This window comes from Streptomyces sp. NPDC052040, assembly GCF_044548405.1.
In the GTDB taxonomy this organism is placed as follows: domain Bacteria; phylum Actinomycetota; class Actinomycetes; order Streptomycetales; family Streptomycetaceae; genus Streptomyces.
The window spans coordinates 66,772-89,501 of sequence record NZ_JBIUBV010000005.1; the positions used below are offsets into that span (position 1 = coordinate 66,772).

22 protein-coding genes are annotated in these 22,730 nt (G+C 72.2%); 16 read left to right on the forward strand and 6 right to left on the reverse strand.

Annotated features, from left to right (window positions below; translation table 11 throughout):
- Window positions 1-322: 322 nt before the first annotated feature.
- From ACIHAA_RS13010 to ACIHAA_RS13030, 5 genes are read left to right on the forward strand one after another with little or no spacing between them, the layout of a single operon-like run.
- The gene (locus ACIHAA_RS13010; RefSeq protein WP_399816251.1) at window positions 323-1,945 is read left to right on the forward strand and encodes an ABC transporter substrate-binding protein; all 1,623 of its coding nucleotides are present in this window, start codon (window positions 323-325) and stop codon (window positions 1,943-1,945) included.
- Between the two features lie 33 nt (window positions 1,946-1,978).
- On the forward strand, window positions 1,979-2,902 hold the full coding sequence (locus tag ACIHAA_RS13015; protein ID WP_399816253.1) for an ABC transporter permease: 924 nt from the start codon (window positions 1,979-1,981) through the stop codon (window positions 2,900-2,902).
- Window positions 2,895-3,893 (forward strand): ABC transporter permease, encoded by a 999-nt coding sequence (locus tag ACIHAA_RS13020; RefSeq protein WP_399816255.1) that lies wholly within the window; start codon window positions 2,895-2,897, stop codon window positions 3,891-3,893. Before ACIHAA_RS13015 ends, ACIHAA_RS13020 begins: the two co-directional genes overlap by 8 nt.
- Window positions 3,894-3,902: 9 nt before the next feature.
- A complete protein-coding gene (locus ACIHAA_RS13025; RefSeq protein ID WP_399816257.1) occupies window positions 3,903-4,883 on the forward strand; it encodes an ABC transporter ATP-binding protein in 981 nt (326 codons plus the stop codon).
- Window positions 4,870-5,991: an ABC transporter ATP-binding protein gene (locus tag ACIHAA_RS13030; RefSeq protein WP_399816259.1), complete on the forward strand. Its 1,122-nt coding sequence runs from the start codon at window positions 4,870-4,872 to the stop codon at window positions 5,989-5,991. Before ACIHAA_RS13025 ends, ACIHAA_RS13030 begins: the two co-directional genes overlap by 14 nt.
- A gap of 176 nt (window positions 5,992-6,167) precedes the next feature.
- Here ACIHAA_RS13030 and ACIHAA_RS13035 read toward each other — a convergent pair whose 3' ends face one another.
- Window positions 6,168-8,288: a prolyl oligopeptidase family serine peptidase gene (locus tag ACIHAA_RS13035; protein WP_399816261.1), complete on the reverse strand. Its 2,121-nt coding sequence runs from the start codon at window positions 8,286-8,288 to the stop codon at window positions 6,168-6,170.
- A 205-nt stretch (window positions 8,289-8,493) separates the two neighbouring features.
- On the opposite strand from ACIHAA_RS13035, the gene ACIHAA_RS13040 reads away from it, so the two are divergent.
- A complete protein-coding gene (locus tag ACIHAA_RS13040) occupies window positions 8,494-8,688 on the forward strand; it encodes a hypothetical protein (RefSeq protein WP_399816263.1) in 195 nt (64 codons plus the stop codon).
- Window positions 8,689-8,848: 160 nt separating this feature from the next.
- On the opposite strand, the gene ACIHAA_RS13045 is transcribed toward ACIHAA_RS13040, so the two are convergent.
- The gene (locus tag ACIHAA_RS13045) at window positions 8,849-9,058 is read right to left on the reverse strand and encodes a DUF397 domain-containing protein (RefSeq protein ID WP_399816265.1); all 210 of its coding nucleotides are present in this window, start codon (window positions 9,056-9,058) and stop codon (window positions 8,849-8,851) included.
- Complete coding sequence (locus ACIHAA_RS13050; RefSeq protein ID WP_399816267.1) at window positions 9,055-9,930, reverse strand: helix-turn-helix domain-containing protein; 876 nt, start codon at window positions 9,928-9,930, stop codon at window positions 9,055-9,057. Before ACIHAA_RS13050 ends, ACIHAA_RS13045 begins: the two co-directional genes overlap by 4 nt.
- 158 nt (window positions 9,931-10,088) lie before the next feature.
- Between ACIHAA_RS13050 and ACIHAA_RS13055 the strand changes: the two genes are divergently transcribed.
- The 8 genes from ACIHAA_RS13055 to ACIHAA_RS13090 all read left to right on the forward strand — a co-directional run bounded on the left by ACIHAA_RS13055 (window position 10,089) and on the right by ACIHAA_RS13090 (window position 18,138).
- Window positions 10,089-10,553 carry an ATP-binding protein gene (locus tag ACIHAA_RS13055; RefSeq protein WP_399816269.1) on the forward strand — a complete coding sequence of 155 codons (465 nt, stop codon included), beginning with the start codon at window positions 10,089-10,091 and terminating at the stop codon, window positions 10,551-10,553.
- A 9-nt stretch (window positions 10,554-10,562) separates the two neighbouring features.
- On the forward strand, window positions 10,563-11,462 hold the full coding sequence (gene mshB / locus ACIHAA_RS13060; protein ID WP_399816272.1) for an N-acetyl-1-D-myo-inositol-2-amino-2-deoxy-alpha-D-glucopyranoside deacetylase: 900 nt from the start codon (window positions 10,563-10,565) through the stop codon (window positions 11,460-11,462).
- Complete coding sequence (locus tag ACIHAA_RS13065; RefSeq protein WP_399816274.1) at window positions 11,459-11,878, forward strand: DUF6113 family protein; 420 nt, start codon at window positions 11,459-11,461, stop codon at window positions 11,876-11,878. Before mshB ends, ACIHAA_RS13065 begins: the two co-directional genes overlap by 4 nt.
- A gap of 224 nt (window positions 11,879-12,102) precedes the next feature.
- Window positions 12,103-14,454, forward strand: a complete 2,352-nt coding sequence (locus ACIHAA_RS13070; protein ID WP_399816276.1) for a hypothetical protein — start codon at window positions 12,103-12,105, stop codon at window positions 14,452-14,454.
- A gap of 144 nt (window positions 14,455-14,598) precedes the next feature.
- Complete coding sequence (locus ACIHAA_RS13075) at window positions 14,599-15,546, forward strand: ABC transporter ATP-binding protein (RefSeq protein ID WP_399816278.1); 948 nt, start codon at window positions 14,599-14,601, stop codon at window positions 15,544-15,546.
- Entirely contained in the window at window positions 15,543-16,286 is a 744-nt protein-coding gene (locus ACIHAA_RS13080) for an ABC transporter permease (protein ID WP_399816280.1), read from the forward strand. The genes ACIHAA_RS13075 and ACIHAA_RS13080 overlap by 4 nt, the downstream gene beginning before the upstream one ends.
- A gap of 5 nt (window positions 16,287-16,291) precedes the next feature.
- Window positions 16,292-17,527, forward strand: a complete 1,236-nt coding sequence (locus ACIHAA_RS13085) for a sensor histidine kinase (protein WP_399816767.1) — start codon at window positions 16,292-16,294, stop codon at window positions 17,525-17,527.
- Window positions 17,524-18,138, forward strand: a complete 615-nt coding sequence (locus ACIHAA_RS13090) for a DNA-binding response regulator (RefSeq protein ID WP_399816282.1) — start codon at window positions 17,524-17,526, stop codon at window positions 18,136-18,138. Before ACIHAA_RS13085 ends, ACIHAA_RS13090 begins: the two co-directional genes overlap by 4 nt.
- A gap of 58 nt (window positions 18,139-18,196) precedes the next feature.
- On the opposite strand, the gene ACIHAA_RS13095 is transcribed toward ACIHAA_RS13090, so the two are convergent.
- A complete protein-coding gene (locus ACIHAA_RS13095) occupies window positions 18,197-19,069 on the reverse strand; it encodes a tetratricopeptide repeat protein (protein WP_399816284.1) in 873 nt (290 codons plus the stop codon).
- Entirely contained in the window at window positions 19,066-20,115 is a 1,050-nt protein-coding gene (locus tag ACIHAA_RS13100) for a GNAT family N-acetyltransferase (RefSeq protein ID WP_399816286.1), read from the reverse strand. Before ACIHAA_RS13100 ends, ACIHAA_RS13095 begins: the two co-directional genes overlap by 4 nt.
- 140 nt (window positions 20,116-20,255) lie before the next feature.
- On the opposite strand from ACIHAA_RS13100, the gene fdxA reads away from it, so the two are divergent.
- Both fdxA and ACIHAA_RS13110 read left to right on the forward strand, forming a co-directional pair.
- Complete coding sequence (gene fdxA / locus ACIHAA_RS13105; protein WP_307068547.1) at window positions 20,256-20,576, forward strand: ferredoxin; 321 nt, start codon at window positions 20,256-20,258, stop codon at window positions 20,574-20,576.
- A gap of 152 nt (window positions 20,577-20,728) precedes the next feature.
- Complete coding sequence (locus ACIHAA_RS13110) at window positions 20,729-21,823, forward strand: bifunctional succinyldiaminopimelate transaminase/glutamate-prephenate aminotransferase (RefSeq protein ID WP_399816289.1); 1,095 nt, start codon at window positions 20,729-20,731, stop codon at window positions 21,821-21,823.
- A 90-nt stretch (window positions 21,824-21,913) separates the two neighbouring features.
- Here ACIHAA_RS13110 and ACIHAA_RS13115 read toward each other — a convergent pair whose 3' ends face one another.
- Window positions 21,914-22,366, reverse strand: coding sequence for an ATP-binding protein (locus ACIHAA_RS13115; protein WP_399816291.1), 453 nt, complete (start codon window positions 22,364-22,366; stop codon window positions 21,914-21,916).
- Window positions 22,367-22,730 lie beyond the last annotated feature (364 nt).

The window sequence follows — 22,730 nt, forward strand, 5'->3', positions numbered from 1 at the left end:
CGGGTAGCGCGTTGTGATCGATCCGTGTCCTTAGGCGGGCCAAAGCGGCGAATCCGGCAAGGAGTTCGATACTCGGACAGGTGGGTGTCGAAATGCGTACATCGGGGGTGATCAAATCAACGGTTCGGCATCGATGGGCGGAGATCCGTTGCGCTGTCCGGCCAAGATCCGTTCAGGGGGCTCCCGGGGCTGCATGCATCCGGATGATGTATGGCCGAAAAAGCGGAGCGCGTAAGCCTCATATCGGGCGGAAGCTGATATCGACCTAGGAGAGGCAGCGCCCCCGGCGCTGGAGGCACGGCGCACTCCGAGGAGACACCCCATGCGTGGAGCCGGGCACGCCGCATGGGCGGCGGCCATGGTCGTGGCGGCGGTCCTCCCGGCGGCCGGCTGCGGCGGGGGCGGCCAGGAGGGCGGGCCCGGGGTGCTCAGCTCGTCGTGGAGCGACCCGCCCAACCCGCTGGAGCCCGCCAACACCAACGAGGTCCAGGGCGGCAAGGTCCTCGACATGCTCTTCCGCGGCCTCAAGCGCTACAACCCGCGCACCGGCGCCGCCGAGAACATGCTCGCCGAGAAGATCGAGACCTCCGACTCCCGGACCTTCCGCATCACCGTCAGAAACGGCTGGACGTTCAGCAACGGCGAGCCGGTCACCGCCCGCTCCTTCGTCGACGCCTGGAACTACGGCGCCGGACTGCGCAACAACCAGCGGAACGCCTACTTCTTCGGCTACATCGAGGGCTACGACAAGGTGCACCCGGACTCCGGCACCCAGCGCGCCGACACCCTCTCCGGACTCCGGGTGACCGGCCCCCGCACCTTCACCGTCACCCTCGGCCAGAAGTTCTCGACCTTCCCCGACACCCTCGGCTACGCGGCCTTCGCCCCGCTGCCCCGGGCGTTCTTCGACCATCACGCGGACTGGCTGAAGAAACCTGTCGGCAACGGCCCGTACCGGGTGAAGTCGTACACCCGGGGCTTCATGATGTCGCTGCGGACGTGGCGGCACTATCCCGGCCCCGACCCGGCGCGGAACAACGGGGTGGACCTCAAGGTCTACACCGACGGCAACACCGCCTACACCGATCTGCTCTCCGGCAACCTCGACCTCGTCGACGACGTGCCCGCCGCCCAGCTGAAGAACGTCGAGGCGGACCTCCAGGGCCGGTACATCAACACCCCGGCCGGGATCATCCAGACCCTCGCCTTCCCCTTCTACGACCCGCGGTGGAACAAGCCCGGGATGGAGAAGGTCCGCACCGGCCTGTCCATGGCGATCAACCGCGACCAGATCACCCGCACCATCTTCCACGGCACCCGCACCCCGGCGGGCGACTGGACCTCCCCGGTGCTCGGCGCCGCGGGCGGCTTCCAGCAGGGGCTGTGCGGGGCCGCCTGCACCTACGACCCGGGCCGGGCCAGAAAGCTGGTCCGGGAGGGCGGCGGCCTGCCCGGCGGCCAGGTCAGGATCTCCTACAACGCGGACGCGGGCTCCCACCGCGAATGGGTGGACGCCCTGTGCAACTCCGTCAACAACGCCCTCGGCAACGACAAGGCGTGCGTCGGCAACCCGATCGGCACCTTCGCCGACTTCCGCAACCAGATCGGCCGGCACCGCATGCCGGGCCCGTTCCGGGCGGGCTGGCAGATGGACTACCCGCTCATCCAGAACTTCCTGCAACCGCTCTACTACACGGGTGCCTCCTCCAACGACGGCACCTGGTCCGACAAGAACTTCGACCGGCTCGTCGACCAGGCGAACGCCGAGCCGGACCGGGCCAGGGCCGTCAGGCTGTTCCAGCGGGCCGAGGAGGTCGTACGGGACTCCATGGCCACCATCCCGCTCTGGTACCAGAACGGCAGCGCGGGCTACGCGCAGCGCCTGTCCCATGTCGCGCTCAACCCCTTCAGCGTCCCCGTCTACAACGAGATCAAGGTCGGCTGAGCCGTACGGCCGCGCCCTACCCCCGGAGGCCCCATGGGACGGTATGTCGTCCGGCGTCTGCTCCAGATGATCCCGGTCTTCCTCGGCGCGACCCTGCTGATCTTCCTGATGGTGAACGTCATGGGCGACCCGATCGCCGGCCTGTGCGGGGAACGGCAGTGCGACCCCGCCACGGCGGCTCAGCTGCGCCGGGAGTTCGGCCTCGACAAGCCCCTCTGGCAGCAGTACGCGACCTACATGGGCAACGTCTTCACCGGCGACTTCGGCACCGCCTTCAGCGGGCAGCCGGTCACCGAGCTGATGGGCACCGCCTTCCCGGTCACCATCCGGCTCACCGTGGTCGCGATCCTCTTCGAGATCGTCGTCGGGATCGCGCTCGGCGTGGTCACCGGGATGCGCCGGGGGCGGCCCGTCGACACCTCGGTGCTGCTGCTCACCCTCGTGGTGATCTCGGTGCCGACCTTTGTCACCGGTCTGCTGCTCCAACTGCTGCTCGGTGTCCGCTGGGCCTGGGTGCGGCCCTCGGTCTCCCCCGAGGCCCCCCTCGACGAGCTGATCGTGCCCGGACTCGTCCTCGCCTCCGTCTCCCTCGCCTATGTCACCCGGCTGACCCGGACCTCCATCGCAGAGAACCGGCGGTCCGACTACGTCCGCACGGCGATCGCCAAGGGCCTGCCGCGCCACCGGGTGATCACCCGGCATCTGCTGCGCAACTCCCTGATCCCGGTGGTCACTTTCATCGGCACCGACATCGGCGCCCTGATGGGCGGCGCCATCGTCACCGAGCGGATCTTCAACATCCACGGTGTGGGCTACCAGCTCTACCAGGGGATCCTGCGGCACAACACCCAGACCGTCGTGGGCTTCGTGACCGTGCTGGTGCTGGTCTTCCTGGCCGCCAACCTGCTCGTCGACCTCCTGTACGCCGTACTCGACCCGAGGATCCGCTATGCCTGAGCAGCAGCAGCCGTATCCGCCCGAGGGCGCCATCGCGGGGACCGGCATGGGCGGCGCCATGGACCTGGCGGCGAGCGAGGCGACCACACTGGAGCCCGCGCCCGGGGGCCCGGGCGGGCCGTACCCCCAGACCCCCGCGGCCGGGCGGCCGCGCAGCCTGTGGTCCGACGCCTGGCGCGATCTGCGCCGCAACCCCGTCTTCATCGTCTCCGCCCTGGTGATCCTCTTCCTCGTCCTGATCTCGCTGTGGCCGTCCCTGATCGCCCCCGGCGACCCCCTGCTGTGCGATCTGTCCAAGGCCCAGGAGAGCTCCCAGCCCGGGCATCCGTTCGGCTTCGACGGGCAGGGCTGCGACGTCTACACCCGGACCGTCCACGGCGCCCGCACCTCGGTCACCGTCGGCGTCTGCGCCACCCTCGGCGTCGCGCTCCTCGGCTCGGTCCTGGGCGGCCTCGCCGGGTTCTTCGGCGGGGCCTGGGACGCGGTCCTCTCCCGCACCACCGACATCTTCTTCGCGATCCCCGTCGTACTCGGCGGCCTGGTCCTCCTCTCCGTCGTGACCAGCAATACGGTCTGGCCGGTCGTCGGGTTCATGGTGCTGCTCGGCTGGCCGCAGATCTCCCGTATCGCCCGCGGCGCGGTCATCACCGCCCGGCAGAACGACTATGTCCAGGCCGCCCGCGCGCTGGGCGCCTCGCCCGCCCGCATCCTGCTGCGGCACATCGCGCCCAACGCAGTGGCCCCGGTCATCGTGGTGGCGACCATCGCGCTCGGCACCTACATCGCCCTGGAGGCGACCCTGTCGTACCTCGGAGTGGGGCTGAAGCCGCCCAGCGTCTCCTGGGGCATCGACATCTCCGCCGCCTCCCCGTACATCCGCAACGCCCCGCACGCCCTGCTGTGGCCCTCCGGCGCCCTGGCGGTCACCGTGCTCGCGTTCATCATGCTCGGCGACGCGGTGCGCGACGCCCTCGACCCGAAACTGAGGTGAGCCCCCGCCATGCTCCTCGACGTACGGGACCTCCATGTGGAGTTCCGGACCCGGGACGGGGTCGCCCGGGCCGTGAACGGCGTCAGCTACGCCGTGGACGCGGGCGAGACCCTCGCGGTGCTCGGCGAGTCCGGCTCGGGCAAGTCCGTCACCGCACAGGCCGTGATGGGGATCCTCGACGTGCCGCCCGGCCGCGTCACCGGCGGCCGGGTTCTCTTCCGGGGGCAGGACCTGCTCACCCTGAAGGAGGAGGAACGCCGGAGGATCCGCGGCGCCGGAATGGCCATGATCTTCCAGGACGCGCTGTCCGCCCTCAACCCCGTGCTCACCGTGGGCGACCAGCTCGGCGAGATGTTCACCGTGCACCGCGGGATGTCCAGGAAGGACGCCCGGGCGCGGGCCGTCGAGCTCATGGACCGGGTACGGATCCCGGCCGCCGCCCAGCGGGTGCGGGACTATCCGCACCAGTTCTCCGGCGGTATGCGCCAGCGCATCATGATCGCCATGGCGCTGGCCCTCGAACCGGCCCTGATCATCGCCGACGAGCCCACCACCGCCCTGGACGTCACCGTGCAGGCCCAGGTCATGGATCTGCTGGCCGAGTTGCGCCACGAGTACCGCATGGGGCTCGTCCTCATCACCCATGACCTTGGTGTGGTCGCGGACGTCGCCGACCGGATCGCGGTGATGTACGCGGGCCGGATCGTCGAGTCCGCCCCGGTCCACGACCTCTACAAGGCGCCCGCCCACCCCTACACCCGGGGCCTGCTCGACTCGATCCCACGGCTCGACCGCAAGGGCCGCGAGCTGTACGCGATCAAGGGCCTGCCGCCCAATCTGATGGCCATCCCGCCGGGCTGCGCCTTCCATCCGCGCTGCCCCATGGCCCGGGACGTGTGCCGCACCGATGTGCCGCCGCTGCACCAGGTCTCCGCGGACCGCGGCAGCGCCTGCCACTTCTGGAGGGAGTGCCTGGATGGCCGGTCCTGAACCGATCCTCGAAGCGAGCGGGCTGGTCAAGCACTACCCGCTCACCCGGGGGATCCTCTTCAAGAAGCAGATCGGCGCGGTCCGCGCGGTCGACGGCGTCGACTTCGTCCTCGGCCGCGGCGAAACCCTCGGCGTCGTCGGCGAATCGGGCTGCGGCAAGTCGACCCTCGCCCGGATGCTGGTCACCCTGGAGCGCCCCACCGCCGGGGCGATCCGCTACCGGGGCGAGGACATCACCCGGCTGTCCGGGCGCGCCCTGAAGGCGGTACGGCGCAACATCCAGATGGTCTTCCAGGACCCGTACACCTCCCTCAACCCCCGGATGACCGTGGGCGACATCATCGGGGAGCCGTACGAGATCCATCCCGGGGCCGCGCCCAAGGGGGACCGGCGCCGACGGGTGCGGGAGCTGCTGGACGTGGTGGGGCTCAACCCCGAGTACCTCGGCCGCTACCCCCACCAGTTCTCCGGCGGCCAGCGCCAGCGCATCGGCATCGCCCGGGCGCTGGCGCTGCGCCCGGAGATCCTGGTCGCCGACGAGCCGGTCTCCGCGCTCGATGTGTCGGTCCAGGCGCAGGTGGTCAATCTGCTGGCCCGGCTCCAGGGCGAGTTCGGCCTGTCCTACGTCTTCATCGCGCACGACCTGTCGGTGGTGCGGCACATCTCCGACCGGGTCGCGGTGATGTACCTCGGGCGGATCGTGGAGACCGGACGGGACGCGGAGATCTACGACCATCCCACCCACCCGTACACCCAGGCCCTGCTGTCCGCCGTGCCGGTGCCCGACCCGGAGGCGCGGCAGCGGCGGGAGCGGATCATCCTCAGCGGTGACGTTCCGTCACCGGCCGCCGTCCCCTCCGGCTGCCGCTTCCGCACCCGCTGCTGGAAGGCCGCGGAGCGGTGTGCCCGGGAGGTGCCGCCGCTCGCGGTCCCGGACCGCTTCCGTTCGCAAGGGGGTCCGGTCGCGCATGCGTCGGCCTGCCACTTCGCGGAGGAGAAGCGGGTGGTGCCGCCCGAGGAGGGGGTGCGGGGCGGAGGGTCGGTGCGTGAGGAGGGGACGAGGCAGCCGCCGGTGGCGGGGGAGGCACCGCACGAGGGGTGTGCGTAGGCGGCCCGGGCGCCCTGAACCATCGTTAACACACGGGCAACTCGGCCGACGCCAGGGCGATATACGGCGGCGGCAGAGTGAACAGCGTACGGCCGTGCGGGTGCCGTGAACGGGCCGGGGCGTGTCATGGCGTCCCGGCCCGTTCGGCCGCCCGGGCCGGACCGGCCCGGGGGTGTTCAGCTCAGGCCCAGGCTCCTGCGCAGGAAGTCGAGCTGGAGCAGCAGCAGGTTCTCCGCGACCGCCTCCTGCGGGGTCATATGGGTCACCCCGGAGAGCGGCAGCACCTCATGGGGGCGGCCCGCGGCCAGCAGTGCGGAGGACAGCCGCAGCGAGTGGGCGACCACCACGTTGTCGTCCGCCAGGCCATGGATGATCATCATCGGGCGGGCCGGGTCCGCGGCGTCCACCAGACCGGCGTCGTCGACCAGGGAGTTGCGGCGGTAGACCTCGGGCTGTTCGCCTGGGTCTCCGAGATAGCGTTCCTGATAGTGGGTGTCGTACAGCCGCAGATCGGTCACCGGGGCGCCGACCACCGCCGCATGGAACACATCGGGGCGGCGCAGCACCGCGAGGGCCGCCAGATAGCCGCCGAAGGACCATCCGCGGATCGCGACCCGGGAGAGATCCAGCGGGAAGTCCCCGGCCAGCGCGTGCACGGCGTCCACCTGGTCCTGGAGCACCACCTCCGCGAGGTCGTCCCGGACGGCCTTCTCCCAGGCGGGGGAGCGGCCCGGGGTGCCCCGGCCGTCCGCGACCACCACCGCGAAGCCCTGGTCGGCGAACCACTGGGAGGTCAGATGCGGGTTGTGCGCGGCGACCACCCGCTGGCCGTGCGGGCCACCGTAGGGGTCCAGCAGGACGGGGAGGGGGGCGTCACCGGCGTAGTCCCTCGGCATAAGCACGGCGCATGGGATTTTCCGTGCACCCCCCTGAGTGAGGGTCACGCGCGGGGACAAACCCGGGTGTTCGGCATGGGAGGCCACGGTCGCGATGTGCTTCCCGTCCCGCAGCACCTGCGCCTGGCTGCCCGGGCGGTCGGGGACCGAGGACAGCAGGACGGTCACGCTCCCGGCGCGCACCGCCGAGTGCACGCCGGGCTCTTGCGACAGGCGCTCCACGCCGAGTTCGTTCACCCGGTACACATGGATCTCGCCGATTTCCGGGTCGGCGGCCCCCTCGCCCGCCGAGGCCGACACCAGGACGTCGTCGTCCGACACGTCCAGCACCGCTCGCACATGCAACTGGTCGCCGGTGAGCGGCCGTTCCCCCACCGCGAGCACCCGGGCACCGCCCTCCTCGGCGATCCGAACCAGCCGTCCGGAGGGGCTCCAGCACGGCACCCCGGCGAAAAGTTCCAGCCAATGTCGATCTTCTTCGGCGTGCACCATCCGGGTCGCCCCGGACTCGGGGTCCACCGCCAGATACAGCTGGCCGCGCTGGTCCCGGGACTGGACGAGGATCAGTGGCGCACCCGCCGCTGACCAGTGCACTCGCGCCAGATACGGATAGCCCTCCCGGTCCCAGGAGACCTCGGTGCGGCTGCCGTCGAGGCCGACGACGAAGAGTCGTACGTCCGCGTTGCCGGTGCCCGCCGCCGGATACGCCACCTGCTGCGGCTCCCGTTCGGGATGCGCCGGATCCGAGATCCACCAGCGCTGCACCGGGGTGTCGTCCACCCGCGCCACCAGCAGCCGGTCCGACTCCGGGGACCACCAGAAGCCCCGCGCACGGCTCATCTCCTCGGCCGCGACGAACTCGGCCAGACCGTAGGAGACGCCCTTGGACTCCGGCTCGGCGAGCGCCCGGTCGTGCCCGCCGTCGGCCCCGACCACGCGCAGGGCGCCCCGGGCGACGTAGGCGACATGGCGTCCGTCGGGGGCCGGTCGGGGGTCGATCACCGGTCCGGGGACGGGGAGTTCGCGTGCCGTCCCGGTCGGCAGGCCGGTGGTGAAGAGCCGCCCTGACAAGGCGAAAGACGCCAGTTCCAGAGCGGAGTCGGTGGCGTAGCCGACGATGCCGGCGCCGCCCTCGCGGCTCCGTTCGCGGCGGGCGCGCTCCTCGGGCGACAACTCCTCGGCGGCGCCTTCGAGCAGCATCTCGGGGTCGGCCACGAGGCGTTCGGCACCGTCCGCGGTGTCGAGGATCCACAGCCCGTGAGAGCGGTCCGTGCCCGAGGCGGACCGCAGGAACGCGACACGGGAACCGTCGGGCGCGACGGTGAAGGCACGGGGTGCGCCGAGCGTGAACCGCTGGGTCCGCGCGTGCCGTCGGGGGAAGGAAGCAGGCTCGGTCGTCATGCCCCGACCATATTGGCCATGCGCCCCCTTGTGCGGCTGTGCGCCGACCGATGCGCGCGTACGGATAGTTATGATCACTAGCGCATAGTGGGTAGGAACCCGCTGGCTTTCCTGTGGATTTATCTGTCCGTGATGGGTCCGCATGGATACATTGCCCCCATAGTCCGACTCCCGCGTCCCCGTGGATCTTTGGAGGTGAACCGCCGTGGCACTCTCGATTTCGGCGGTGGTGCTGCTGGCGATCATCGTCGTCCTGCTGATCAGGAAGTCGGGTCTGAAGTCGGGGCACGCCATCGTGTGCATGCTTCTGGGGTTCTACCTCGCCTCGTCGACTGTCGCCCCGACGATCCACGATCTGACGACGAACATCGCCGGGATGATCGGAAGCATCAAGTTCTGACGCGCAACGCACAGCGGGCCCGGGGGCACACCCACCCCCGGACCCGCCGCCAACTACCGCCTACGCCCCCGCCAGCCCCGCAAACACCGACCAGGCGTCAGCCGTGAACCAGGCCAGGTCGGGGACTCCTGCGGCGGAGATCTCGCGGGTCATGTTCTTCTCAGCCTTCGGACGCGTACGGGACGAAGGCGGCCCATGTGGCGGGTGCGAAGGCCAGGGTGGGACCCGTGGTGTCCTTTGAGTCGCGGACGTGGATCGTGTGGGGCCCGGTGGCGATCTCCACGCAGGAGTCGCCGTCGGGGCCGCTGCTGTAGCTGCTCTTGAACCAAGCCAGGTTGGAGGCGTCACCGGTGGCGAACGTGCGGATCATGATTCTCCCAGCAGTTTCTCAATGAGGACCAGAGACTCCGCCGGTGGAAGAGCCTGGGCCCGGATGGTTCCATATCGCAGCTCCAGGATGCGCAGCTGCCTCAGGTCAGAGACCGGACGGCTGTTGAACGCACCATCGGAACGCCCTACCGCCGTGCCGTCGTCGAACTTCAGCAGTTCGATTCGGCCGCTCATGCCTGCGTGTGCCGAGCTGTCCATTGGCATCACCTGAAGCGTGACGTTGTTCAATCGCCCCACCTCCAGCAGCCGTTCGAACTGCTGTCTCTGCACCATTGTGCCTCCAACCTTGCGGCGGAGCGTTGCCTCTTCCAGTACGAAGCTGAGGGCGGGCGCGGGCAGCCGTTCGAAAACGGCCTGCCGGGACACTCGTGCAGAGACTCGCCGCTCCAGGTCCTCTGGTGAATACGCGGGCAGCCACGATTCCAACAAGGCTCGTGCATGCCCGGGCGTCTGCAACAGCCCCGCGATGTTGCTGCACTCATACACGCCGATCTCGACCGCCCTGGCTTCCATCTTCGCCAAGTCCCGAACCCTCTTCGGATACCGGACCTTGGCCACGTCCTCCTTCATTGCTGAGAGGAGGCCGCCCGCGTCCAGGATCTCGTCCGACTTGTCCAGGTACTCGGGGCGGGGGATCCGCTTGCCGCTCTCGATTTTGTAGACCATGTCCTCGCCGTAGCCGACGGCCACCCCGAAGTCCGCCGCGCGCATGCCCACGGCCTCCCGGCGCAGCTTCAGCTGGCGTCCCACCGTCGCGACGACCGCCACTCCCCAGTCGTCGTCCGGGTCCACCTCCCAACCCGGTTCGTCCGCCTCGCTCTTGAGCCGTACCCCGTCACCGTCCACGTGCATCGCCGTATCCCTCCCGCCGTACCGTTCGTGCCTCTACGTCTCCAACGCATACGGCCGCTCCGGACCGGCGGGACATGGCCGGACAACGTCCGGACAGTCACCGTACGCACAGGCAGCGTCACTGTTCACGGTAGGCGGCCGCCGCCACCCTGAGTGATGTGAACCAAGGAACTGCCTCCCCGGAGGCCCAACTCGGGCAGCCGATCCGCCACTTCGGTGTTCAGTTGTCCGCGACCCCGCGCGGTGCCCGTCTCGCCCGGCTGCTCGCCGCCGAGCAGCTTCGGAGCTGGGGGCTGCCCGTCGAGCGGGCGGAGCACATCACCGCCGAGCTGGCCGCCAACGCGGCGACGCACGGCCGCGTCCAGGGGCGTGACTTCCGGCTGCTGCTCTACGTCGTCGGCGGCACCCTGCGGATCGAGGTCACCGACACCCGGGGTGACCGTCTCCCCGGCGTCCGGGAACCCGCCCCCGACGCCGAGTCCGGCCGCGGTCTCGTGCTCGTGGAGGCGTTCGCCGACCGCTGGGGCGTGGCGCCCGGGCCGCGGCCCCGCAAAACGGTGTGGGCGGAAATCGACCTCGTACCGGAACCCGCGCCGCGGGGTGCGGGGCTGGTGCTCTCGTAGGGTGGACCCATGACCGATCTGCCCGACCGGCGTCTGCTCCTGGTGCACGCGCACCCCGACGACGAGTCCATCAACAACGGCGCGACCATGGCCAGGTATGCGGCCGAGGGCGCCGGAGTGACGCTGGTGACCTGCACGCTCGGTGAGGAGGGCGAGGTCGTCCCGCCCGCGCTGGCGCACCTCGCGCCGGACCGCGACGACGCGCTCGGGCCGTACCGGGCCGGTGAGCTGGCCGCCGCCATGAAGGAGCTGGGCGTCACCGACCACCGGTTCCTCGGCGGCCCCGGCCGCTACCGCGACTCCGGGATGATGGGCACCTCGCAGAACGACCGCCCGGGCGCCTTCTGGTCCGCGGACCCCGACGAAGCGGCCGCCCATCTGGTGGCGGTCGTCCGCGAGGTCCGGCCCCAGGTCCTCATCACCTACGACGACAACGGCGGCTACGGCCACCCGGACCACATCCAGGCCCACCGTGTCGCGATGCGCGCCGCCGAGCTGGCCGGGGACTCCGGCTTCCGGCCGGACCTCGGGGCACCCTGGGAGATCTGCAAGATCTACTGGAACCGGATGCCGCGCCCGGTCGCCGAGGCCGCCTTCGAGCGGCTCGGCCGGGCGCTCGCCACCACGCCCTTCACGGAAGCGGCGGCCGTCGACGACGTCCCCGGGGTCGTCGACGAGACGGTGGTCACCGCGGAGATCGACGGCACCGCCTTCGTCGCCGCGAAGTCCGCGGCCATGCGGGCGCACGCGACCCAGATCGAGGTCGCCGAACCCTGGTTCGCGCTGTCCAACGCACAGGCGCAGCCGCTGTTCGCCACCGAGTACTACGAGTTGGTGCGCGACGGGCGGGGCGGGGCGGCGCGCAGGGACGGCCGAGAGACCGATCTGTTCGAAGGAGTGGCCCCATGACCCCCACGGGCAAGCAGCAGAGCGCACTGGCGCAGCCGATCACCCTGCCCTCGGCCGGGCGGATCGCCGCCTGCCTCGGCCTCCTCGTGCTCGGCGCGGTGACCGGAGTGGCGGGCGCGCTCGTCCAGGGCGGCCTGTTCCCCGGCGGACTGCTGCTCGCGCTGGCCGGCGCGGCCGGGCTGTTCGTCGGCGGCGGACGCGCCCTGGGGAGCCGGGCCGGTGCCCTCGCGCCCGCCGCGGGATGGCTGATCGCCGTGGTCCTGCTGACCGCCAGCCGCCCCGAAGGCGACTTCCTGTTCGGCGCGGGCCTCGGCTCCTATCTCTTCCTGCTGGGCGGAATGGCCCTCGCTGTGATCTGCGCCACTCTTGCGCCGGTGCGCCAACCGGACAGCTCCGGCGCCCGACTTGGCCGGTGACATACCGGTTCATCACCCGGGGTGCGGGATGTCCCCCGGTAAAACGGGGTGCGTCCGTGGGGGTCCCGTGCGGGTTTCCCTCACGGGCGCGGTTTACGGGTCCCGAGCGGCCAGTATGGTGGTGCGCGCCGCCGAGCCTCCCGCGCGCTGTCGGCTTCGTCCGAGCGGAGAGGCCCACCTGTTGAGGTCGAGACAGGCGGTGGAGCCAACCGGGAGAACCTGCCTTGAGTCGTGAAACTGACAGTTCGTCCGCCGGACCCAACGGACGCGGAGGAGCCGCGTACCCGTCGGGGACGCCGCCGTACGGGACCCCCATGGCTTCCTCGGACGGCGGGGACGGGGGCCGCCCGGCCGCACAGCCGGAGGAACGCAAGACCGAGACCACGCTGACGACCCGGATCCGGATCAACATTCCCGGGTCGCGGCCCATTCCGCCCGTCGTGGTGCGGACACCCGTCGGGGACGGCGACTCCGCCGACGCCCCGGCCGAGGCCGCCGCCGACGTCGAGTCCACCGCCCCCATGAGCGCCGTGGACATCCTCGACGGCCCCCCGGAGCCGCCCGCCGCGGCCGAGGAGAAGCCGGCGAGCGACTGGTTCGCCCCCCGCAAGCCCCAGGCGCCCGGAAGCCCCCAGGGCGGCTCGACCAACGGCGCGGGGATGCCCGGCGCCGCGGGCATACAGGGCCTGCCCAGCACGCCGGGTGCGCCCGGTGCGCCCAGCACGCCGGGTGTGCCCGGCGCGGGCGCGCGGGGCGCGAACGGCGCCCAGGGTGCGCCGACCGCTCCCGGCGCGGGCGGCGCACGCCCGGGCACGCCCGGTGCGAACGGCATCGGCGGTCCGCGCCCCGGCGCCAACGGCGCCCCCGGATCCACCGGCACGCCGGGCGTCCCCGGCGCACGCAACGGCAGCGCGGGTCCGCTCGGCGCACGCCCCGGCGGCACCCACGGCAAGGGGCTCCCGGGCGCCACCGGCGCGGGCCCCGTCGCCCCCGGACACGGCGGCGGCACCGGCTCCTTCGACGTCTCCGACGCCGTGGCCGCGAGCACCGCCTCCTTCCCGGCCATCGGCGCCGAGGACACCGGCGAGACCGGCCGCGACGAGCTGCCCTACTTCTCCGAGCCCGGCCGCCCCGGCCCCAACGGCCGCTCCGGCCCCAACGGGCCCACCGGCGGCCCGGTCACCGGCGACGGACCGTTCATCACGCCCACCCCCTCCGGCACGGCGCCCGGCGCCCCCGGCCCGTCGATCCCCGGAGTGCCGGGCGTGCCCGGCGGCGGCCCCGGCCGCCCCGGCGGCCCGTTCGCCCCCGGCACACCCGGAAAGCCCGGCGTACCCGGGGTCCCCGGTGCCGCCGCGGGCAAGTCCCGCCCCGGCGGCGGCCTCAGCGACGACACCGCGATCCTCACCCCGCAGAAGCAGGCTCCGGAGCCGGGCCGCCCGGGCTTCGGCGGCCCCGGCGACAATGTCTCCGGACACACCGTCACCAGCGGTATCCCGGTCGTCCCCCCGGGCGCCCAGATCGGCGCGTTCGACGCGGACACCCCCGAGGGCTCGGTGGCGCACACGCCCCCGAAGCTGCCCGACCCGCCCAAGGCGGCGGGCACCGCCCCGGCCAAGCCCGCGAAGAAGGGCCGCAGCAAGCGCATGCTGCTGGTCGGCGGAGTGGTCGTGATCGCCGGTGTGGCCTACGGCGCCGGGCTGCTGATGAACCACTCCGACGTGCCCAAGGGCACCACCGTGCTCGGCGTCGACATCGGCGGCGGCACCATCGACGAGGCCACCCAGAAGCTGGACTCGGCGCTGGGCAGCCGTACCAACAAGCCGTTGCAGCTGTCGGTGGACGGCCGGACCGTCACCCTCAGCCCGGACCAGGCGGGACTTCAGCTCGACAGCAAGGCCACCGTGGCCGCCGCCGCGGGCAGCGACTACAACCCGGTGTCGGTGATCGGCTCCCTCTTCGGGCAGCAGCGGGTCGTGGAGCCCGTGATGCCCGTGGACGAGGAGAAGCTCCAGGCCGCCCTGGCGCGGGCGGCGGGCGGTGCCGGTTCGATGACCGAGGGCTCGATCAAGTTCGAGTCCGGGCAGGCCGTCGCGGTGTACGGCAAGGCGGGCAAGGGCATCGACGCCACAGGCTCGGCCCAGGCCGTCGAGCAGGCCTACCGCACCGAGGTGGAGACCGGCACCACCACGCCCGTGCGGGTGCCCACGACCACCCGGCAGCCCTCGGTGCCCAACGCCGAGGTCGACCGCATGATGAAGGCGTTCGCCGAGCCCGCCATGTCCGCCAATGTGACCGTGCGCGTGGACGCCGCCCACTCCGTCGCCTTCAGCCCGCAGAAGTCCCTGTGGAAGTTCCTCCAGGTGAAGCCCGTGGGCGGCAAGCTCGTCGAGTCCTACGACAAGGCCGCCCTCCAGGAGCTGTACGGCCACGCCTTCGACGGGGTCCTCATCGCCCGGGGCACCGGGCAGAAGACGCCGGTCACCGTCGAGGACGTGATCAGCGCACTGCGGCCCGCCCTGCTCGGCAAGACCGCGGCGGCACGGGTCGCCACGATCGACACCAATCCGAGCTGACCGGCACACGGCACAGGAGGGGCGCCCGGTTCCGGCCGGGTGCCCCTCTCGCGTAGGTCACCGGCCCGGGCATGACATCTGTCATGCGGGACCGACGACACCCGGCACTGCCGCCCGCCGCCCCCGCACCGCGACGATGAACCCATGACGACAACAGTGGCGGCCACCGCACCGGTGGTCGGGTTCGACCAGGTCACCAAGGCATACGGCGAGGTGCGCGCCGTGGACGGACTGTCCCTGGAGCTGCACCCGGGAGAGACGGTGGCCCTGCTCGGGCCGAACGGCGCGGGCAAGTCCACCACCCTGGACCTGCTCCTCGGCCTCAAGCAGCCGGACCATGGCACCGTGCGGGTCTTCGGCACCGGCCCCCGTGAGGCCATCGTGGCCGGACGGGTGGGCGCCATGCTCCAGAGCGGCGGCCTGATGGACGAGGTCACCGTCGCCGAGCTGGTCAAGCTGGCCTGCACGCTGCACCCGAAGCCGTACCGGGTCGGCGATGTGCTCGCCCGCGCGGGCATCGCCCAGATCGCCGACCGCAAGGTCAACAAGCTCTCCGGCGGCCAGGCCCAGCGCGTCCGCTTCGCCCTCGCCACCGCCGGGGCCAACGACCTGATCGTGCTCGACGAGCCGACCACCGGTATGGACGTCACCACCCGCCAGGCCTTCTGGGCCACCATGCGGGAGCAGGCCGACCAGGGCCGTGCGGTCCTCTTCGCCACCCACTACCTGGAAGAGGCCGACGCGATCGCCGACCGGGTGCTGGTGCTGCACCGCGGACGGCTCCTCGCCGACGGCACCGCCGCCGAGATCAAGGCGAAGGCCGGTGCCCGCCGCATCTCCTTCGACCTCCAGGGCCCGGTCGACGAGGCGGCCCTGCGCGCGCTGCCCTTCCTGACCTCCCTCACCCTCTCCGCGAACGGCTCCGCCGCCGGTGCCGGGCAGACCGTCCGGATGCAGTCCAGCGACGCCGACGGGACCGTGCACGCCCTGTACGGCCTCGGCGTCTACCCCCGCAATCTCGAAGTCGCCGGGCTCGGTCTCGAGCAGGCCTTCGTCGCCATCACCGAGGCCGAGGAGGCCAAGCAGTCGTGAACGCCCTGATCAAGCTGGAACTCACCCGCGCCCTGCGCAACCGCAAGTTCCTGTTCTTCTCGGTGCTCTACCCCTCGGCCCTGTTCCTGCTCATCTCCAGCACCTCCGGCGCCCCCGACAGCAAGATCCCCGGCAGCGGTCTGACCGTGCCGACGTACATGATGGTGTCCATGGCCTCCTTCGGCGCCCTCACCGCCGTACTGATGGGCAACAGCGAGCGCATCGCCAAGGAGCGCGAGAGCGGCTGGGTGCGCCAGCTCCGGCTGACCACCCTCCCCGGCCGCGGCTATGTCCTGGCCAAGACGGCCGCGGCCGCCGTCGTCAGCCTGCCCTCCATCGTCGTCGTCTTCGCGGTCGCCGCCGCGGTGAAGCACGTCCGCCTGGACGCCTGGCAGTGGCTCGCCCTCACCGGCGCGATCTGGGCCGGCAGCCTGGTCTTCGCCGCCCTGGGTGTCGCCATCGGCTACCTCGCCAGCGGGGACGCGGTCCGCCCGATCACCATGATCACCTACTTCGTGCTGTCGATCCTGGGCGGCCTGTGGTGGCCCTCGGCGGTCTTCCCGGGCTGGCTCCAGGACATCGCCAAGTGGCTCCCGACCCACGCGTACGCTGCTCTGGGGCAGGCCATCGAACAGAGCCAGGCCCCGCACAGCAAGGACATCGCCATCCTCGTCGTCTTCTTCGCCCTGTTCGCGGGCGGCGCGGCCTGGCTGTACCGGAAGGACACGCTGAAGGCGTGAGCACGATGACCCAGAACACCGAGGACACGGAGGACACCCGGGAGACCGGGGGCGCGCACACCGAGGCGGAGCGGATCCGGCGGGCGATCCCGATCGGACAGCCGCCCCGCAGCGGGCGCGACCTGCTGCTGCGCAAACTGCTGTGGATCGGCGTCTGGTTCGTCTTCCTCAGCGCCCCGATCCGCGACCTGGCCGAGGGGTCCCACACCACCGCGGCCACCGTGGGGGGCTGGCTGGGTCTCGTGGTCTTCGTGGGGGCCTATCTGGCGCTGGTCCTGCGGAACCTGGGCTCCCCTCCCCTCCCGCAGCGGGCCGTGGCCGTGCTGCTCGTCTGCCTCGCCGGCCTCGCGACCCTGCTGTGCTGCACGCTCGGCCCGTCCTGGCTCGGCCTGTACTGCTATGTCTCCGTGGCCTGCGGGGCGACCCTCCCCCTGCGGGCCACGTACTGGGCCGTCCCCGGGACGGCCGGGCTGATGCTCCTCGTCGGAATGCGCACCGGTGACGACGACGCCTGGGACCTGGTGCTGATGGTGCTGCTCATCGGCTTCGCGATGACCGGTGTCGTCCAGCTGATCCGTACCGGCATCGAGCTGCGCAAGGCCCGGGCCACCGTCGCCGGGCTCGCGGCCAACGAGGAGCGGCTGCGGCTGGCCCGGGACCTGCACGACCTGCTCGGCCACTCCCTCTCCCTGATCACGCTGAAGAGCGAGCTGGCCGGGCGGATGCTCCCGGACCACCCCGACAAGGCGGCCCAGCAGGTCGCCGACATCGAACAGGTCAGCCGCCAGGCGCTGGTCGATGTGCGTGAGGCGGTCACCGGCTACCGGCGCGCCCGCCTGGCCGACGAACTCGCGGGCGCCCAGGCCGCCCTCACCGCGGCCTCGGTCACCGCCGATGTCCCCACGGAGGCCGACCTCAGGGGTGTCCCCGAGGAGAGCGAGTCCGCGCTCGCCTGGGCGCTGCGCGAGGCGGTCACCAACGTCGTCCGGCACAGCGGCGCCTCGCGCTGCACGGTGGAGGTGCTGCGGCGGCAGACCCTGGACGGGCCGAGGCTGGAACTCTCCGTCGAGGACAACGGCTCGGGCGGCTCCGGCGCGGGTCCGGGCAACGGTCTGACGGGCCTGTCCGAGCGGCTGGAGAAGGCGGGTGGGACGCTGGAGGCGGGCCGGGCGAAGCGCGGTTTCCGGCTGGTCGCGCGCGTGCCCGCGCAGGACGCGGCGGACGTAGGATCCGGGGCATGAGCCGCACGATCAAGGTCCTGCTCGCCGAGGACCAGTCGATGGTCCGCGAGGCACTCGCCGCACTGCTCGGCCTGGAGGAGGACATGGAGGTCGTCGTCCAGGTCGCCCGCGGGGACGAGGTCCCGGCGGCCGCCCGCGCCCACGGGGTGGACGTGGCGCTGCTGGACATCGAGATGCCGGGTGCCACCGGTATCGAGGCGGCGGCCGTGCTGCGGCGGGAACTCCCGCACCTCAAGGTGGTCGTCCTGACCACCTTCGGGCGCCCCGGCTATCTGCGCTCCGCGATGGAGGCGGGCGCCGACGCCTTCCTGGTGAAGGACGCCCCCGCGGCCCAACTCGCCGCAGCGGTAAGGAAGGTGCTCGCCGGGGAGCGCGTGATCGACCCCACGCTGGCCGCGGCCGCGCTGGCCGACGGCGCCAACCCGCTGACCGACCGCGAGCGCGAGGTCCTGCGCGCGGCGGCCGACGGCTCGACCAACGCGGAACTGGCCGCGGCCCTGCACCTGTCCCAGGGCACGATCCGCAACTACCTCTCCACGGCGATACAGAAACTGGCGGTCCGCAACCGCGCGGAAGCCGTCCGGATAGCCCGGGAGAAGGGCTGGCTGTAGCCGCCCGCCGCGGCGGACGCCGTCGGCCGAAGACGTGCGCCGACGCGGGCAGCCGCCGTCAGTTGAGCAGGGAGCGGGCCGCCCTGGCCTGTCCCCGAACCTGTTCCGCGGCCGTCTCGTCCACTCCGGAGACCACCTCGGCGTACGCGTCGAGTTCGGCGGCCCCGGACAGGAAGTCCCCGCGCTGGACGAGGAGTTGGGCCCGGTCGTAGCGCAGTCGCGCCGGATGCGACGGCAGCAGCAGGGACAGTTCCACTGCCCACAGGGCGACATCGGTCCGCTCCGGCCGGGCGGCGGCCCAGGCGCGGACGTTGTTCAGCACCCGCAGCACCACATCGAGCGGATCCGCGGGCGCCAGCACCGACGGGTCCAGCGCCGCCCCGGTCGCGCCCGCCACCAGCAGCTCGGCGTCGGCCCCGGTCAGCAGCCGCCCCCCGTCGAAGGGATCGGCCAGCACCTGGTGCTCCCGCGGCCCGAACCCCACCACGAAGTGCCCCGGCAGCGCGACCCCGTACACCGGCGCCCCGGCCCGGCGGGCCACCTCCATCCACACCACCGACAGCAGGATCGGCAGCCCGCGCCGCCGCCGCAGCACCTCGTGCAGCAGCGAGGAGTCCAGCCGCTCGTAGTCCGCGCCCGTGCCGTGGAAGCCGAGGCGCCCGCCGAGGACCTCGGCCAGCGCCAGGGCCCAGGCGCGCGGACCGCCCGGCGCGAAGGGCAGCTGCCCGGCGAGCCGGTCCAGCTCGATCTGGGCGGCGTCGATCCTCGCGTCGTCCAGAGTGCCGTCCGCGGCCGCGCCCACGAGCAGGCACAGGGCCGCCAGGTCCGGCCGCTCGGAGCGCGCCTGGTCCCCGAACCGCCGCCGCACCTCGGCGGCGCGCTCCGGCTCCGGGGGACGGGGTCCCTGCATGGCGGCCTCGAAACCTCTCATGCCACCGGACCGGTCCCGGTGCCCGGCCCCGCGGCCGCCTCCGGACCGCGGGAGCCCTCCGGCTCCCGGTAGTGGTGATACGCATGATGCGCTGCGAAGCCCAGCCGTGCGTACAGCGCCCGCGCCGCCGTGTTGTCGTTCTCCACCTGGAGCCAGCCCGCCGAGGCGCCCTCGTCGAGGGCCCGCCGGGCCAGCGCGGCCATCACGGCCGTGGCCAGACCGCGCCGACGCTGCTCCGGGCCGACCTCGACCGCCGCGAAACCGGCCCAGCGGCCGTCGACCACGCACCGCCCGATGGCCGCGGGCGGGGCGCCCTCCGCGCCGGGCACTGCCGCGAACCACACCGAGGGCCCGCCGCCGAGCACCGTCGCCGCCGCCTCGCCCGGCCCCGTACGCCGGTAGCGGGCGAGCCAGTCCGCACCGGCCGTCCGGGACAGCTCCACCCCGGCCGTGTCGCGGTCCGCGACCGGCGCCAGGGCGCCGGTCCACAGCTCGGCGGTCACCTCCGGCGTCCAGCCGCGCTCCACCAGCTCCGCGGCGAGCGGCTCCTGCGAGTTCTCCGCCCCGGTCGCGAGCTGGATGCGGGCGGGCAGGCCGCGGGCCGCGTACCAGCGTCGTACGGCCGTCAGCGCCTGGTCCAGGGGCAGTCCGGGGTCGCCGAGCGGCAGCACCGAGTTGGCGCGGCGGGTGAAACCGGCCGCGGCGCGCAGCTCCCACCCGCCGAGCGGCTCCCGCTCCAGGGGCGGCCAGGCGCGGGCGGAGACCCGTGCCAGCTCCTCCCAGGTCGCCGCGGGCCCCCGCCGACGGGCCGGTGCCGCGGGCACGGTCTTGCCCGCGACCAGCGAGGATTCCTGGATCCTGACCCGCTCGCCGTCGCGCCGGGTGATCACCAGCACGCCGTTGTCCCATGATGTGAGAACTCCGACCGTGTCGGTGAACCTCTCACCCTTGGCGGCATGTTCGCTCCACCGCCGTACCGAGACGCGTTTGCCCACGTCAGCGGCGGTGATGCGGACCTCAAGCCGGCCACCCGCAGAGATTTCCACAGGTCAGTTCACCCCTCCTGTTCGGATCATGCCCAAGAACGGAGATACTAGGTGCGGGCATCGACGACGCCGCGCTCCCGCGCGCCAGGCGGCGGAGCCTACGGAGGCCCGCCAGCGCCCTACCGAGGAGGAACGACAGCGTGACCTACGTCATCGCAGAGCCTTGTGTCGACGTCAAGGACAAGGCGTGCATCGAGGAGTGCCCGGTCGACTGCATCTACGAGGGCCAGCGGTCCTTGTACATCCACCCGGACGAATGCGTCGACTGTGGAGCCTGCGAGCCGGTCTGCCCGGTCGAGGCGATCTTCTACGAGGATGACACGCCCGAGGAGTGGAAGGACTACTACAAGGCGAACGTCGAGTTCTTCGACGAGCTCGGTTCGCCCGGTGGTGCCAGCAAGCTGGGGCTGATCGAGCGTGACCACCCCTTCGTGGCGGCACTGCCTCCGATGAACCAGTAAGCGACAGCACCACTCGTGCCGTCCCGGTCCCGTACGGCGCTCACCGGCGCCGCACGGGACCGAGGCGTTTTGGCGGCCCTGCGCCCGGTCCTACGCTCGAAGCGGGCGCCCGCGTATCAGAACCCGCGTACCAGAAAGTGAGCCGATCCCCCGTGACCGCAGTCACCGATCGCCTTCCGACGTTCCCCTGGGACAAGCTGGAGCCGTACAAGAAGACGGCCGCGGCGCACCCGGGCGGGATCGTCGACCTGTCCGTCGGCACGCCCGTCGACCCGGTCCCCGAGCTGATCCAGAAGGCGCTGGTCGCGGCGGCGGACTCGCCGGGCTATCCGACCGTCTGGGGCACGCCCGAACTGCGGGACGCGATCACGGGCTGGGTGGAGCGGCGGCTCGGCGCCCGCGGGGTGACGCACCGGCATGTGCTGCCCATCGTCGGCTCCAAGGAACTGGTCGCCTGGCTGCCGACGCAGCTGGGCCTCGGCCCCGGCGACACGGTGGCCTACCCCCGTCTCGCCTACCCGACCTACGAGGTGGGCGCCCGCCTGGCCCGCGCGGACCATGTGGTCTACGACGACCCGACCGAGCTGGACCCCGCGAACCTGAAGCTCCTGTGGCTCAACTCCCCGTCCAACCCCACCGGCCGGGTGCTGGGCAAGGAGGAGCTGACCCGGATCGTCGCCTGGGCCCGCGAGCACGGCGTGCTGGTCTTCTCCGACGAGTGCTATCTGGAGCTGGGCTGGGAGGCCGACCCGGTGTCGGTGCTGCACCCGGACGTGTGCGGCGGCTCCTACGAGGGCATCGTCGCGGTCCACTCGCTGTCGAAGCGGTCGAACCTGGCGGGCTACCGGGCGGCCTTCCTCGCGGGCGACCCGGCGGTCCTGGGCCCGCTCCTGGAGATCCGCAAGCACGGCGGCATGATGACGTCCGCGCCGACGCAGGCGGCGGTGGTCGCGGCCCTCGGCGACGACACCCACGTCCGCGAGCAGCGCGAACGCTACGCGGCCCGGCGCACGGCGCTGCGTGCGGCCCTGCTCGGCCACGGCTTCCGGATCGAGCACAGCGAGGCGAGCCTCTATCTGTGGGCGACCCGCGACGAGTCCTGCTGGGAGACGGTCTCCCAGCTGGCCGGTCTGGGCATCCTGGTGGCTCCCGGGGACTTCTACGGCCCCGCCGGGGAGCGGTTTGTACGCGTCGCCCTGACTGCCTCGGACGAACGGATCGCGGCGGCGGTGCAGCGGCTGGTCTGAGCGCCCCCGGCGGCCCCGCACGGTCGGCGCATACGGCGGAGGGGTCCGGGGAACTGCTCCCCGGACCCCTCCGCCGTGCGCGGGCGCGGCTCAGCCGTGCAGCGGCAGGCCCTGCACCGGAAGGTGCTGCCCCGTGAGCCCGCTCCCGGCGGTCTCGCCGACCAGCCCACCGGCCTGGGCGGCGGCGTCCCCGGCGACCTTCTGCGCGACCGGCGTGGCCGTCCTGCCGGTCGTCCCCACGGTCCGGGCCGCCGCCGGGACGGCCTTCTTGGCCGCCTGGCCGCCGGACGTGACCACGTGGCCACCGGCGTCGCCCGCGAGCCCGGTCACCTTCTGGGCCGCACCGTCGACCTGGTGGGTCGCACCGTCGACGGCAGGACCGACCTGCGCGTGGTCCAGGGCGGTCACGCCGCCGAGGTCGGGGGTGGCCGGCAGGCCGGCCGTCGCCGCGCTGGCGGAGCCGGCCGCACCGACCACGGGTGCCGCTCCCGCCGCGATGAGCAGCGCGGCACGGGCGATCCGGCGGGTCAGGGGGAGGGACATGATGCTCCTTAGACGGGAGAGAACGGTGAAGTGTGCGACCGGGCCCGGAAGTTGATCGACCCGGGCTCGGCGCAGTGACTACCGCTCGAAGGCCCCTGAAGGTTGCGGTGCCCCGCCGTAAAGAGTTGGCAATGCGTCGCATTATCGGGTGGGGAGGAAATCGGGCAAACAGACACCGGGTGGAGGGTCTGGCGAATCCTTACAGCACAGTGCTCCCAAGGAGTCCGGACCCGTCGGCGGGCCGGGACGAGAACGGCACGCCCCGTCGACGGGACGCGCCGCGGACAACCCGGAGGAGTGACCACTCGCACGACCGCCCGGTCCATGAACCCCACCCGCTGAACGTCGCTTCGCCTGGCCCGCT

What these genes read in the sequence shown, in the direction of transcription:
- ACIHAA_RS13045 (WP_399816265.1), bottom strand. Translation starts at nt 9,058, where the DNA reads ATGATCCGCACGTTCGCCACCGGTGACGCCTCCAACCTGGCTTGGTTC.
- ACIHAA_RS13035 (WP_399816261.1), bottom strand. Translation starts at nt 8,288, where the DNA reads ATGACGACCGAGCCTGCTTCCTTCCCCCGACGGCACGCGCGGACCCAG.
- ACIHAA_RS13065 (WP_399816274.1), top strand. Translation starts at nt 11,459, where the DNA reads ATGACCCCCACGGGCAAGCAGCAGAGCGCACTGGCGCAGCCGATCACC.
- ACIHAA_RS13095 (WP_399816284.1), bottom strand. Translation starts at nt 19,069, where the DNA reads ATGAGAGGTTTCGAGGCCGCCATGCAGGGACCCCGTCCCCCGGAGCCG.
- ACIHAA_RS13090 (WP_399816282.1), top strand. Translation starts at nt 17,524, where the DNA reads ATGAGCCGCACGATCAAGGTCCTGCTCGCCGAGGACCAGTCGATGGTC.
- ACIHAA_RS13010 (WP_399816251.1), top strand. Translation starts at nt 323, where the DNA reads ATGCGTGGAGCCGGGCACGCCGCATGGGCGGCGGCCATGGTCGTGGCG.
- ACIHAA_RS13025 (WP_399816257.1), top strand. Translation starts at nt 3,903, where the DNA reads ATGCTCCTCGACGTACGGGACCTCCATGTGGAGTTCCGGACCCGGGAC.
- ACIHAA_RS13020 (WP_399816255.1), top strand. Translation starts at nt 2,895, where the DNA reads ATGCCTGAGCAGCAGCAGCCGTATCCGCCCGAGGGCGCCATCGCGGGG.
- ACIHAA_RS13075 (WP_399816278.1), top strand. Translation starts at nt 14,599, where the DNA reads ATGACGACAACAGTGGCGGCCACCGCACCGGTGGTCGGGTTCGACCAG.
- mshB (WP_399816272.1), top strand. Translation starts at nt 10,563, where the DNA reads ATGACCGATCTGCCCGACCGGCGTCTGCTCCTGGTGCACGCGCACCCC.
- ACIHAA_RS13030 (WP_399816259.1), top strand. Translation starts at nt 4,870, where the DNA reads ATGGCCGGTCCTGAACCGATCCTCGAAGCGAGCGGGCTGGTCAAGCAC.
- ACIHAA_RS13085 (WP_399816767.1), top strand. Translation starts at nt 16,292, where the DNA reads ATGACCCAGAACACCGAGGACACGGAGGACACCCGGGAGACCGGGGGC.
- ACIHAA_RS13015 (WP_399816253.1), top strand. Translation starts at nt 1,979, where the DNA reads ATGGGACGGTATGTCGTCCGGCGTCTGCTCCAGATGATCCCGGTCTTC.
- ACIHAA_RS13115 (WP_399816291.1), bottom strand. Translation starts at nt 22,366, where the DNA reads ATGTCCCTCCCCCTGACCCGCCGGATCGCCCGTGCCGCGCTGCTCATC.
- ACIHAA_RS13050 (WP_399816267.1), bottom strand. Translation starts at nt 9,930, where the DNA reads ATGCACGTGGACGGTGACGGGGTACGGCTCAAGAGCGAGGCGGACGAA.